The following is a 12,250-nucleotide window of genomic DNA, read 5'->3' on the forward strand; positions in this document are numbered from 1 at the left end:
TGGGATGTTGTTGCATCGCAAAGGATGGCAAGATTCAACTTCGAACGCCATTGCGGACACACACGGATTCGACCAGTAAATCGATAGGCAATTATATGAATACATCGGCAGTGCCAGCCGCAAATGCAAGATCTGGATCGCGTACTCGCTGCCGCAATAAACCAGATAGATCAAACGCGGCTACCGAACGTCGAGATAACGCTGACTGAAGCGCTCCGAAGTCCCGATTTAAATGTGTGGCTAGGAGCATCTAATTTCGTCCATGCCCTCGCGCGGGGCGTGGCAGATGCCGTGATTCGGGATACGAGGTTTCCTGGGGCGCCAGTTCGCATGATTCGCCAGGGGATGGGGGGCGCTTCCGGGTTTTATCCGGCGTTCGTGCCGCAACATCTAATCCAGCGCTTGGCAATGCTAGGGTCGACGGACGCCGCGATAGAGTGGCTTCAAAAGGTCCTTTCGACGGCGGAGGCCACAGGGGCGCTCATTCTCGTTCTTTGGGGTGTCCCAGTCGACGAGCCGGTCGAGCTGACCGAAAACACAAGTATCGTTCCGTTCGAAGCCATTCCTGAAAGCGAGATGAAGCAGCTACTTGCTCATCGAGGCCATCGAGATAACGGACTGATAGCATCGGCAATCGACATGAGCGGTCCGAGTTCAGCTTTGATGATGAAACGGATCATTTCGCCGCTGACCTACGATCCGGATCAAGGTCCTCAAGATGACTCGAGCTCTACACAAGCGCACGAGCTCCTAAAAGAAATCGCGACTGTTTTGACGTTGATTGGTCCGCGGGTGTCCCTCGGCCTGACCACTTGGTTCACGTTCGACGATCCTGACTTGGAGATATGGGCCGGGCGTATGTCGCCGATAGCTGAAATCGTGCCCGCGCAATTTAGAGAATATCCCGTGTTGGATGCAGCTGCAGCTGCAGCGCAAGAGCTTGTGCAGACGTTCCTTCGGTTACCCGGGCATCTCAGAACTCACCTTCGTGTAGCCATTGATCGGATCAACCAAGCTCAGCGCAGAAGAAATGCTGGTGATCAAGCTGTTGAGCTGGCGACGGCGCTGGAGATGCTCGTCGGAGACAAGACCAACAATGAGATGACGCATAAAGTGAAGGTGCGTACGGTTCGTATTATTGGGGGTAATCTCGAAGAACGACGACGGAATGCCGCTATCGTAAATAAGGCATATACGATCCGTAGCAAAATGGTGCACACCGGTGTCGTCGAAGCGGATGCCACGGAAACTATCCTTGGTGAGCGCCTTGCTATCACAGACATTGTTGATATGGCGTTGAACCTGTGCGTGCGGCTAACTACGGCGCTGATTCGGCGAGGGAACATTCCAGACTGGGGCGAGTTTGATATAAGGGAGCAAAGCGATCAAATCGATGAGAGTGGTGATTAGCCAAGAAGAATCGATAGCGACTTTCGTCAAGTTATTGCGTGTCTAAATCGTTCGGCGCGCGGTGAAACTCGACTTTATGTTGGACGGAACGCCGCACGAAAATCTCGTATTCGGCTATAGCGCCGAGTGGCAGCGCAAGACCGAGTTGGTTGGGTCAACGACCAAAGAGCGACCGCTGTTGATTCGGCAACGGACGACTTTGTCCTTTTATGGGATGTCCGCTTCTGGCCGGTAGCGTGCGGCTTCGACGGGGAAGGCAAAATCGAAGCTGAGTCAATCCGCTTCTTTCGTAAATTTCGAAGGGTGAGCGCCCGCCAAGCACAGCGCCGAGCTTACTGGTCCGAACAGACGCTAGCCGCTGCTGCGGAGCCTTCGTCCCTTCCGCCCGAGAGCGTCTACTGCGGGATAGGAGGCGGACTTACGAAGTGGAGTGGTGCATTTCAACGATGGGTCCCACTCACTGCTGCATGATCGTCAATTTGTTCTCAACTGACTTGACTCCCGCAACACCTTTTGCGGCCTCGTTTGCCTTATCGATTTGAGTGCTGTCAGGTACGCTTCCGGTCAACGTGACGGCGCCACCACGCGCCCGAACCACAACATTGCTTACGTTCACGCCTTGGGATTTTGCGAGCGCCTGTCGTACTTTTCGACCTAGCGCTCTGTTTGCCGCATTTGTCGCTTTCCCTGATGCCACGTTCGAGCTGTCAGATGCGTCGGCCGGGTGTTGAGCGACTTCACTCCCGCTTGCCTCCGGTACATGCTGGCTGAACGCAGGGTTGATGCCCAAGCAAACCAGAAATGTTGCGATGCATACGCGATGATACATTTTGTGTGATGTCATGCTTTGCTCCAACGCTAAGGGGCTGTATATCGTGAAGGGCTGTCATGCTCCAATAATTGTCCCTTATTGACGAGGACACCCTTGCGTAAATTCGTACCGTCTTCCACGAAGCAGGGACAAGAATTTCAGCCAGCACGTGCTCTGTCTCGCCAGCGTTCAGAAAGACCGGAAGATTCTCCGCCTTGTCGTCTATCTGCGGCAGGATAACGTTTTTCCAATGCGGTGCCGAGCCCGCAACGGCCACGGCGGGTAAGGCCTTGGATATTGGGTCAGGCACGGGGACCACCGCGCCCACGCGGAAGTCCCCCTGCGTAAGCCGGATTGTTCGCAAGCCGACGTTCTCGACCTTCACCGTAATTGCAATAAGCGTCCAGTCGGTGCCAGGCAGCCGTCGGTCCTCTACGGTCAGGGTGGTGTTCGCTTTGGTGAAGGGTTGGCCTTGAAACCAGAACCACCAACCGCCGGCAATAATCGCTGCGATCGTAAAGAAAGATTGCGCCAGAGCAAATATGTCCTTCTGATATGCCACACTCCAGCGTTTTAATTTTGGATTGGCCGCGCCGCTATCGCCAAGGGGATCGGTCATTTCAAATATCCTCAATAACATGAGTGCCCGGTGCGCGAATCGAAATGCTTCTCACGTTGCGAACAGAAGCTCACTGGCACATCGGCCCGATGCAGAAACATGAATCTTGCGCAATGTACATTGCGCGTCGCGACTTGTTGGGAGCTGAACGACAAATCCACAATAGACTACATCTGCGTGCTCAGCTGAATTTTTGATGGTTTCTGGCGCCCACATTTAGGGATGAGCGAGGGTGGATCTACCTTCCGGGACAGCGGGCTGCCGTGGGGACTCTGAGCCCCAACGGGGGCAGTCATTGCGCGCGCCGCGTCGTGGCCACAATATGCAAGCTCATGCCTGCGACAGCCCCGAAATAGATAATCGCTTACCACCCGAGCGTTATGCTCAGTGTAGTGAACCTGGCGTCGCTGTTTCATTTGCAACACTCCACTGCTTGCGCAGTCTCTAGTGTGTTGCATCCACTGGTTGAATCCGCCCTCGGAAGCGGTCGTTGCGGTAGCTCGAGCCCGATCGTCGACTTTCGGTCGCGATACGCCTTTCACACAATCGTTGCGCTCGGCGCTGCGAACGCTCTCGTGCATACGACCTCTGCCATGAACAATCCTCCGAATTCCGTAAGCGGACGGCCGCCGACGTGCGCGAAGCGGGCTGCTCAATGCTAGTGGCGAAGGGTATTCGCGAGTGCTGCAAATAAGTACGTTGGACGCTCTTTAGTCAAGGATATCGAGGTAAGCCAACCAACCCGATACATCATCAATTCGTTTTTTCTATTTCGCAACCAAACCGCTGTGCGACTATCGCGGAGCCGCTAGGATGGCATATCAACTCGAACCACGGTTTGCTCGGGAATCGCTAAGGCTGTCGAAGCGATCGAGCGAGGATCGCGCAGGCGCGGTCTTATGTTCACTACCGAACACAAAACAATGCACCACTGTAATCAGTCTACCCCGGCTCGCCTAAGCTAGTTTGACTACCGAAGGGAAGAGTCAAAGACTCGAATGATGTGTTCAGCATCTTCCAAAAGCAATCATCAAACTGGAGAGAACATGGGCAAACCCTTTCGAATCCTGTCGCTCGACGGCGGCGGTTCGTGGGCGCTGATTCAGGCCCGAGCCCTGATGAAGCTTTACGGTGAGACCGCGACCGGCCACGATGTGCTAAAAGACTTCGATCTGGTCGCGGCAAATTCCGGCGGCTCACTCGTGCTAGGGGAGCTCATAGAGAACCTTTCACTCAAGGCGATCGACAACCTCTTCCAGAACGCTGCGCAGCGCGCGAGTATTTTCGCGCCGCTCGGCATCGCCGGATTCGGCGACAAGATCCTCGAGGCGACCCTGCATCTTGGGCCAAAGTACTCAGCGGCGCGTAAGTTTATCGGCATACAGAGGCTGTTGACGAATTACGGAGCGACGAGCCTTGATCAACTGCTCGGCACGCTGCCGAGCAGCAACCGTCCGTGGCCTATGATTATGATCCCTGCGTTCGACTATGATTTACGCCGCGCAGTCTTTTTCCGCTCGGACACCCAAAGTCTCGCCTACAACTGGACAAAGCCAAAGGCGCCGACCCTTGCCGAGGCGATCCACGCGTCGACCAACGCGCCCATCAATTACTTCGACCAGCCCGCAGTGTTCCCTGCGAGCGCGGGCTTCGTGCCTCACCGTTACTGGGATGGTGCCGTTGGCGGCTATAACAATCCCGTGGAGGCGGCCGTGCTCGAGGCGCTTGTGAACCAGAATCGATATGAGATTGAACCAGGCTCGATTGTGGCGCTGACGATCGGCACTGGCAATACCAGCCTGCCGCTCGTCGAACCCGACTCGCCCACCACCGCTGACCCGGCGCTTGTGCTGCACCAGCGATCGCCCAATCTTCCCGCGGATATCGCCGAGATGGGCAAAAGCGTTGTCTCCGATCCCCCGGACGCTGCGACCTACGCCGCCCACCTCGCGTTGGGTGGCGCAGGGTGTTGCTTCCCCGACAAGTGCGTCTCCGACTCCGTCGTCCGCATGAATCCACTGATCCGCCCGTGCCTGCAGAAAGACACCTGGGTTTTACCCAAGGGGCTTACAGCCAGCAATTTTGAGTCTCTCGTGGATCTAGATATGGATGCGACGAAACAGTCCGACGTCGACCTAATCAACACATTTTGCGACCTTTGGCTCAACGGCGACGTGCCCAATCAGGCGATCCGGGCAAACGAACTCTTCGAGACGCTGATCGGCCAGGCCGACTTCGCGGGGGCCGAACTTGCGTGGCGCAAAGTCGCCGTACTGCCCGTACCCAACCCCCCTTGACGTCGGCCATAACTTCGCCACCCGTGGATGATACGTAGTCTTATCATTAGTAAAATTAACCATTGACAACGGTTTTTTGCCACATCCGTCCCCGCACTTTTTGCTCCTTCGACAAGTCAGAGAATGATTGAGGTCATCCGACTCAGTACGGCCATGAGGCGACGATCGTGAAACCGCTCCGAACCGGCCGTCTGCTTATTATGCCTGCCGTGCCCGCTGCGTGGTTTGTTCCATGGAGCCAGTTGCTGGCAACCCGCGCCACAACAAGCGGCTCATTGGGCAGCGGAAGCTCTACTGCATGATGCGCCTTTGATACGCAGAAAAACCTCGAAATAACTACCGCGATGCGCCAGAAGTACTGGGACGCCCTCGGGGACGTGGGGAGACGCGTTTTTGAGATTTGCTACGAACCTCAGCTTGGCCTGCCACAATGGCGAGGACTCCGGGATATTCGCGAAGTCCAGTGGGTGGTCATTCAACACTACGAAATATGGCCCACGCCATTGCTCGATTCGGGACGCTGATTTCCCAACCATCGGTTCTGCCGCCTTGCTCCCTTCCCAGGATCCGGTACGCGAACGGCTCTCTGAGGAGTTTGGCGCTACCGGCACCCATTCCGTTTTATCGCCGTACACATCTGATTTCGCTTGACGATGAGGGCGATGCTGAAGCTGGCTGACGCGCAGCTCGAGGGGAACGCCCAACGGCGGCGCCGTTAGTTACTCGCTTCGCACGCCGGTGCGTCCCCAACTGCGACGTTGAGGGCGCACAAAAACCAATCTAGGTATCCGGTTTCAACGCGCTCCATCGTCGCAAGTGGGTCGGGAGTGTGAGTTCGCTGATGCAGGAAGCTGCCGTCCAACTGCTCGATGCCACCACAGTCAGCAATCCGCCACGTTGCTGACGTAGAACCCAACCCGCCCCAATGTCGACAAAGGCCGATGAAGGAGCGTTCGTCTTTGACAATCGGATGACCGGTTACCCGACTACACCCAGTGGCTTCGCGATGAGGCTTAGGGCATTAATGTCGATCGCGTTAGGGTTCGTCGTGATCTTTCTGCTCGGTTCAATCGCCGGCGATATAGTCAAATATATCTATGTGAACCATTCAGATATCACGTACGTTGTTTTGCAATTGGCATCTGACTGCTTCAGTTGCGCAATCGGTGGTGCACTAACCGCGGTTGTCGGACGTAGCCAGAGCGCAAGCCTTATCGTCGGCATCCTCCTGGCGGCGCTCGTCGTCATCGCTGGACTTCGGATCAAAACAGCTTATCCGACGTGGTATTGGATAACTCTAGCAATTCTTATTATTCCATCTATCGACGCTGGTTCTAAGGTCATGAAGAAAGAGGTAACCAAAACTTGGTTCGATATTCAACAAAGATGACCTGATGGGACTCGGCGTTGTTGAATAAATCGATCTTGAGCTTGAGGACGGCCGATCTGGCATGATCTGCGGTGATTTCACCTGCAGAAGAGTCCATGCCGTATAAACACAATCAGGGTCGCCTTCACAAGATTGAAAAAGCGCGTTATAAAGTGACCAACTGGCGCGAATATAACAAAGCGTTGCGCCAACGTGGCGATATCACAATCTGGTTCACCGAAGGGGCGCTCGCCGCATGGCATCCTGCCAAGACCGGCACGCGTGGCAGGCCGCAGGAGCATTCCGATCTTGCAATCGAGACCACCTTGTTTATCCGTCAGGTCTTTCATCTGCCGTTACGCCAGACCGAAGGTTTCATGAACTCGCTCGCCCACCTCATGAAGAGCACCATCAGCATTTCTGATTACAGCAGCGGTTCCAAGCGCAGTATTTCAATACCCCGACATGCGCTGAGCCAGGCGCTCGAACCAGGTAGCCTCGTCATTGTTGATTCCACTGGACTCAAGGTCTACGGTAAAGACAAATGGCACCAAGAAAACATGATGTCCCGGCTCGCCGGACCTGGCGCAAACTTCATCTTGCGATCGACGAACGCCATCAAGTTCTTGCTTGCGAGTTCACCACTCCGGAAGTCGCCGATCCCTCGGCGCGGGTGGATCTACTCATCCAAATCGACGCCCCTTTTGATACCTTCATCGGTGACGGCGCGTACGATGGTGATCTGGTTTATCAAGCTGTCCTGAACCAGCAGCCCAACGCTAAAGTGGTATTCCACCGCATAAAACAGCCGTGCTCTCAATGCCTGGCAATACGCAGAGTGACCACCATATTGAAGCCATTGCACTACAAGGTCGGCTGGCCTGGCAGAAGATCACAGGCTACAACCTGCGCAACTATGCCGAGCTTGCGATCCAGCGCTACAAGCGCATTTTCGGCAACACCATGAAGGCGCGAGCGCTGCCGCAGCAGAAAACCGAGGCGTGGTTCAGTGCGTCTGCATTAAACCGAATGACCAATCTCGGAATGCCGGTGTCCGTTAAAATCTAAAAAGTAGCGAAACATCGGGGCGCTTTGATCAAATTCTTCTTCATTCAACAACGCCCTTCGACGGAATGAAGAGGCGTGGACTCGGGCGGTTGCTACGTGGTAGTACAGACCTGATGCAGTACATGAGTCGCACAGTAGTGCGATGAGGGGGTAGGGTGAAACACCCGCGCCACTCGCCCTTCACGCACCTGAATGACTAAAGGTGTGACACGCGGAATCCGCATCCGCACCCCCTTGTTGATCATCGGGAGGTTGAGTCGACTACAAAATGCCCGATTCGAATCGCTGAGCAATGGAAACGGCAATGCCAGCGTTTCCGCCGTAATGCGTTGTACGAGGGGCGACTGGGTGCTGATTCCATATAGCGCGATACCGCGAGATGCAAACTCCGGATGGAGCCTGACGAAGCACAGGAGTTGTTCAAGTCCCCCAGTTACGGACCGGTCGGTCGGCGCGATTTTCGGTGGCGATTCCTCGGGCGGCAATATAAATGGCAAAAAAATGAGGATAGCGTCTGAAGGCGAGGTGCTCAGATCGCACATATCTCCTACCGTCGATGGAAGGCAAATGTCGGGCAGGCGCAGCCCTACCAAGTCGGAGATGTTCACGGTGGTGTCCGATTAGCGTTGTGTAGATGCGACGCCTTGAAGGGACGTGGTCCGAGACGCGCTGACTGATCCCGCGTCACCGGCCGAGTAGGGCCACTGCTGAGATTTGAAGTATTGGCCAAGTTCATGGTCAATGTGCTTGATGCTATCGTTCACTTCTTGCCCGAGGCCCTGTTTCATCGCGCCCGGTATGCTCAACGCTGCGCCGCCTGCCGAGAGAGCCTGCCCTGACGCGAGACCATATCCCGCACCTGGCATCTTGCCCGTCGTGCTATCGATCTCGAACGCAATGAGGGACCGCATCGCGACGGTCGAGTCGAACACTGTGACTTTCGTACGCAGTTCCGCGCGACCAGCGCCATAGCCGATCAGGACACGCAGCCATTCATTTCCGCCACGGACTTCAAGAACATTGCACCGAAGGGTCAAATCAGGATGAGCGTCGGGTGATACGACTACGAGGCCTCGCCCGCTGAGTACCTTGCTCAGCTGATCCGTGAGGGTCGCAACTACGAGTTTTGCATCCTCCAATTGCGAGGCACGGCGCGACGCATGAGGCGGTGCGGGGCTGTTGTTTTCTACGAGTACCGCTACAGTGTGAGGCGACGAAGTTCCAATGGTAGAGGAACTCGTTTCCATGTCCTTTACCCGCGTGCCAGCGCAGGCGGCTAGCATGAGCGTAGCGGCGGCAAGAATCAGCGGCGAAAAGTGCTTGCGGATGGGTGTCATGGAGATGATGTAGGTGCATGGATGCGGGTTTATCGAATTGTCCGTTTTTAAAGCGTTCTGCGCGACGCACGATCATCCAAAATTGAATGGTATCGGGCCAAATGAGCACTCAAGTTCTAATCGATTCGCTTTCGGCAACGGATGGACGAGGTAAGACAGCCGTCCTGCATGTCCTTACCGATGCAGACTACGACCTAACGAGATTCATGCATGCGCATCCACACGGTGAGCTCTTTCTGCTTCGTTCGGGGTTTGTGAAGTCTCATTCGGCGGCGGGGCAGTGGCTGATTCCTGCGGGACATTTGTGCTGGATTCCGCCAGGTGCAGCGCATGGCGCTGAGACCGATAGGATTCGTGGGGTGCGTATCCACCTTTCGGCGGAATTGTGCCGAGGACTACCTTCAGAACCCAGAGTATTGGCGAGCACGCCCATCATTCTCGCGATCATTGACCGCTTGGCGGCAGACGCGAGGCCGCGCATGTCACTTTCGCCTCCGGAGGCCAATCTTCTGAAAGTACTCCTCGACGAAATCTCAGGCGCTCAAGGCTTACCTATTGTGCTGCCGATGCCAAACCACGCCGCGTTGCGTAACGTTGCCCAGCGATGGTTACAGCAACCAGACGACGATGCGGGGCTCGACGAGCTGGCTGCGGCTGAAGGGTTGTCCCGACGCAGCCTCACACGTAATTTCAAGGCGGAAACAGGCTTGTCAGTGGGTCGCTGGCGCCAACTCGCAAGATTGCTTCATGGGGTAGAACTGCTGGCTGCGGGGAAGTCTGTCACGGAGACGGCGTTCCTTCTTGGCTACGACAGCGTGAGCAGTTTTGTGATGCTGTGCCATCGGCACACTGGACTGAGCCCCGCAGCACTCGCGCGTGCGGTTGGGAAAGCTCCGACAGTTTAACTACGCCATCGCGAAATGGTCATTGTTGATTCCCAGTTGTGAATGGCTGTTAAAAACTATACCGCCGTCGTTCGCCCTGCGGTCGATTGACGGCCGTTCAGAGTCGACTTCCGCCGATGGCTGACAGGCAAAAGCCGGCTATTTCAGACACTCGGCAAGATCGTTGGGCGGTCATTTGACGGGCAGCTCGATACGCGAAAGCAGCCGTCCGTAAAGTAACCGTCAGACGGTCAAGGTATGGACGTCCGATGAAGGGGCCGCCATGCTTTCCCTGGGTGGAGTCAAGGCTGTCCTTCAGTCCCGGGAATACCGTCAAGATCAGTTAGCCATGCGAAGCGGCGTTTAGTCCATATTTGCCGATAAGGGGCGCCGAGCTCGTATCTCTGATTTAACGTTCCCAGGCGTAAAGAAAAAATCTGCGGATTCTCTGCGGCGCACGCGTAGATAGGGCCTCCACAGTTGTCGCAGAACGCATGGATGCGTCTCGCTCCGCTGTCGGCTGTCTTCTCGTAGGTACGCGGCGTTCCGCTGAGAATGCGAAACTTATCCGACGGCGCTGGGACGTTCGCACGAAACACCGTGCCGGATTGACGTTGACAATCTGCGCAGTTGCAGATTGAGATTGTATTGGGCTCCACCTCTGCTTCATAGGTTATGGCGCCACAATGGCATTGACCGTCGACTTTCACGATCCCTCCAAGATTCGTAGGTGCCCGCACTCCGGACACGAAACCGATAATAGCAACTCGATTGCGGCTCGGCGACTGCACGAATGTGTTCTGGCCGGCTATCGAGACCCTTGTTCGCTTCACCGTCCTTAAGCCGAATTTCGTCGCGATCATGATCTGGGCGCCCGGTTCATATTCCGGTACGTTGCAAACCACGGCCTGCGAAGGCTGATAATCCTCAGTGCGCCGATGGACTTCGCGTCGATTTCGATGGACCTCTACCTGCCGGCTTTGCCGGCATTTGGGTCGGCGCTCCATGCAGACCCGGGAACCATCGAGCTGACGATTTCCGGCTACCTGATCGGGTTTAGCCTGGGTCCGCCAGTGTTGGGTCCCTTCCGCGATCGACACGGCCGGCGCATGCCGATTGCCAGCGAGCTTGTGCCATTTATCAGCGGTTCCGCGGCATGCCGCAATCTCGACGAGCGTATGCATTCATTCTCTTTCGCAGGGTGCGAGTGGCCGTCGTTACTCCCCGGCTTTCGAACACACCCTTAACTACCGGTACCGCCGAGAACGCGTTCGGCCATCCAGCATAGTAGGCCAGGCACCGGACGGCGGCCGTTTAATAGCCGCCATTCGTCGATGGTCGGCGAGAGCATCGGACGGAGCCGCTTTTGCATGCAGGTGGCCGACGGAGGACTCGGGACGGCGAAGCGCGTGCATCGCAGCATTTTGCTCTGCCCTTGCTGGCTTACCTGATACTTTCGTGGCGACAGTGACACCCAAATGGAATTGGCCGCGGCATCCTCGGCAGAGAGTCGCCGTTGGTTGCGCTAGCGTCGAGGGGCTTACTATGTTCGACAGCCTGTCGCGTAGCTGCAAAGGAAGGGTAGGCTGATGGCTCATTTTGTCGTGTAGCGTCTCCGGAATGGGCAATTATGTCGTGTAGCGTCGCCAGAATGGGCAATTCTGGCGCGTAGCAGCGAAGAAACTGCGGCTACTCGTTCACCGGGGCGCTAGACAGATTGCGCGGTGCTACGACACGGCGTCTCGCACGAGCGTCGCGGGGCTTTCCTAGCCCCACTAACCGTCTGTCGGGACAGGGCGCACCCCGCAGAGGAGACGCGCATCTCGGCCTGCCTTTGAGAACGCCCCCTCGACCCGGCGAGCACGTCTTTGAGCATTGAGATGTATGTCTCGCAGCGGCGAAGACGCGGCGCGGTTTGTCGCAGCAGCGAAAGAGCATGAAATTTAGCTGTGTCAGTGGGTGCCTTTTGGCCACATGCCATGTGTTCCGATTCTCGGGTATTGGCGCGGTCCAGCCGTTAATTTCACCAGCGGTCCAGCCCGAACGGGTCAATAGGCGCCCCAAGCCTTCGCCGCTTCCTTCGACTCTGCCTGTAACTTCTCGATGACGTCTTTCACGTCTCGCTTGAGAAGTTGGCACTAGATACCCGATACGTTTGGTCCTCTTGGCAGTAACGATGACGGGGTCCGTAGTTTTGCTAGCAGGAGCATAGCGGCGACCATCGGATGAAGGTATGTGGCAGGAGATGCTTCCATGCTTTCCAGAAATTACCGTCAAAGACCAGAACGTGCCGCTTATGCGCTGGTCGAAAGCAGGCCCGTTGTCTGACCGCTGGCCAACATCAACCGGGCTAGGGCACCTTGCGCGTTCTGCAACTGGGCCTTGATCTCGTTGATCTGACTGGTTGTCCCATTCGTAACTCTGCGCGTCGGCCCGCACACCTGGCAAGCTGCGG

General features: G+C 56.2%; 11 protein-coding genes and 3 pseudogenes. 9 read left to right on the plus strand and 5 right to left on the minus strand.

Going from position 1 to position 12,250, the window contains the following annotated elements:
* Nucleotides 1-123: 123 nt before the first annotated feature.
* Nucleotides 124-1,410, plus strand: coding sequence for a hypothetical protein (locus tag ACSQ8V_RS19725; RefSeq protein WP_436206852.1), 1,287 nt, complete (start codon nucleotides 124-126; stop codon nucleotides 1,408-1,410).
* Between the two features lie 457 nt (nucleotides 1,411-1,867).
* Here the strand turns inward: ACSQ8V_RS19725 and ACSQ8V_RS19730 are convergent, their stop codons facing one another.
* A complete protein-coding gene (locus ACSQ8V_RS19730; protein ID WP_436207964.1) occupies nucleotides 1,868-2,239 on the minus strand; it encodes a BON domain-containing protein in 372 nt (123 codons plus the stop codon).
* Nucleotides 2,148-2,840 carry a hypothetical protein gene (locus tag ACSQ8V_RS19735; protein ID WP_436206853.1) on the minus strand — a complete coding sequence of 231 codons (693 nt, stop codon included), beginning with the start codon at nucleotides 2,838-2,840 and terminating at the stop codon, nucleotides 2,148-2,150. Before ACSQ8V_RS19735 ends, ACSQ8V_RS19730 begins: the two co-directional genes overlap by 92 nt.
* 1,046 nt (nucleotides 2,841-3,886) lie before the next feature.
* On the opposite strand from ACSQ8V_RS19735, the gene ACSQ8V_RS19740 reads away from it, so the two are divergent.
* The 5 genes and pseudogenes from ACSQ8V_RS19740 to ACSQ8V_RS19760 all read left to right on the plus strand — a co-directional run bounded on the left by ACSQ8V_RS19740 (nucleotide 3,887) and on the right by ACSQ8V_RS19760 (nucleotide 7,574).
* Nucleotides 3,887-5,137 carry a patatin-like phospholipase family protein gene (locus ACSQ8V_RS19740; protein ID WP_436206854.1) on the plus strand — a complete coding sequence of 417 codons (1,251 nt, stop codon included), beginning with the start codon at nucleotides 3,887-3,889 and terminating at the stop codon, nucleotides 5,135-5,137.
* Between the two features lie 925 nt (nucleotides 5,138-6,062).
* Nucleotides 6,063-6,527, plus strand: a complete 465-nt coding sequence (locus tag ACSQ8V_RS19745; protein WP_436206855.1) for a hypothetical protein — start codon at nucleotides 6,063-6,065, stop codon at nucleotides 6,525-6,527.
* A 95-nt stretch (nucleotides 6,528-6,622) separates the two neighbouring features.
* A pseudogene (locus ACSQ8V_RS19750) lies at nucleotides 6,623-7,033 on the plus strand (transposase); the annotation flags it as partial.
* A gap of 17 nt (nucleotides 7,034-7,050) precedes the next feature.
* Nucleotides 7,051-7,209: pseudogene (locus ACSQ8V_RS19755) on the plus strand (IS5/IS1182 family transposase); the annotation flags it as partial.
* Nucleotides 7,210-7,325: 116 nt separating this feature from the next.
* On the plus strand, nucleotides 7,326-7,574 hold the full coding sequence (locus tag ACSQ8V_RS19760; protein ID WP_436208030.1) for a hypothetical protein: 249 nt from the start codon (nucleotides 7,326-7,328) through the stop codon (nucleotides 7,572-7,574).
* A gap of 92 nt (nucleotides 7,575-7,666) precedes the next feature.
* Here ACSQ8V_RS19760 and ACSQ8V_RS19765 read toward each other — a convergent pair whose 3' ends face one another.
* Together ACSQ8V_RS19765 and ACSQ8V_RS19770 are read right to left on the minus strand one after the other, a co-directional pair.
* Complete coding sequence (locus ACSQ8V_RS19765) at nucleotides 7,667-8,116, minus strand: redoxin domain-containing protein (RefSeq protein WP_436207965.1); 450 nt, start codon at nucleotides 8,114-8,116, stop codon at nucleotides 7,667-7,669.
* 78 nt (nucleotides 8,117-8,194) lie between these two features.
* Nucleotides 8,195-8,911 carry a DUF4410 domain-containing protein gene (locus tag ACSQ8V_RS19770; RefSeq protein ID WP_436206856.1) on the minus strand — a complete coding sequence of 239 codons (717 nt, stop codon included), beginning with the start codon at nucleotides 8,909-8,911 and terminating at the stop codon, nucleotides 8,195-8,197.
* Between the two features lie 101 nt (nucleotides 8,912-9,012).
* Between ACSQ8V_RS19770 and ACSQ8V_RS19775 the strand changes: the two are divergent.
* Both ACSQ8V_RS19775 and ACSQ8V_RS19780 read left to right on the plus strand, forming a co-directional pair.
* Nucleotides 9,013-9,249, plus strand: a pseudogene (locus ACSQ8V_RS19775) (AraC family ligand binding domain-containing protein); the annotation flags it as partial.
* Nucleotides 9,250-9,390: 141 nt separating this feature from the next.
* Entirely contained in the window at nucleotides 9,391-9,816 is a 426-nt protein-coding gene (locus tag ACSQ8V_RS19780) for a helix-turn-helix domain-containing protein (protein WP_436207966.1), read from the plus strand.
* A 281-nt stretch (nucleotides 9,817-10,097) separates the two neighbouring features.
* Here the strand turns inward: ACSQ8V_RS19780 and ACSQ8V_RS19785 are convergent, their stop codons facing one another.
* A complete protein-coding gene (locus tag ACSQ8V_RS19785) occupies nucleotides 10,098-10,802 on the minus strand; it encodes a GFA family protein (RefSeq protein WP_436206857.1) in 705 nt (234 codons plus the stop codon).
* On the opposite strand from ACSQ8V_RS19785, the gene ACSQ8V_RS19790 reads away from it, so the two are divergent.
* Nucleotides 10,755-11,042, plus strand: a complete 288-nt coding sequence (locus ACSQ8V_RS19790; RefSeq protein WP_436206858.1) for a hypothetical protein — start codon at nucleotides 10,755-10,757, stop codon at nucleotides 11,040-11,042. The two genes, ACSQ8V_RS19785 and ACSQ8V_RS19790, sit on opposite strands and share 48 nt — an antisense overlap.
* Nucleotides 11,043-12,250 lie beyond the last annotated feature (1,208 nt).

Source organism: Caballeronia sp. LjRoot31 (genome assembly GCF_964253885.1).
GTDB lineage: Bacteria > Pseudomonadota > Gammaproteobacteria > Burkholderiales > Burkholderiaceae > Caballeronia.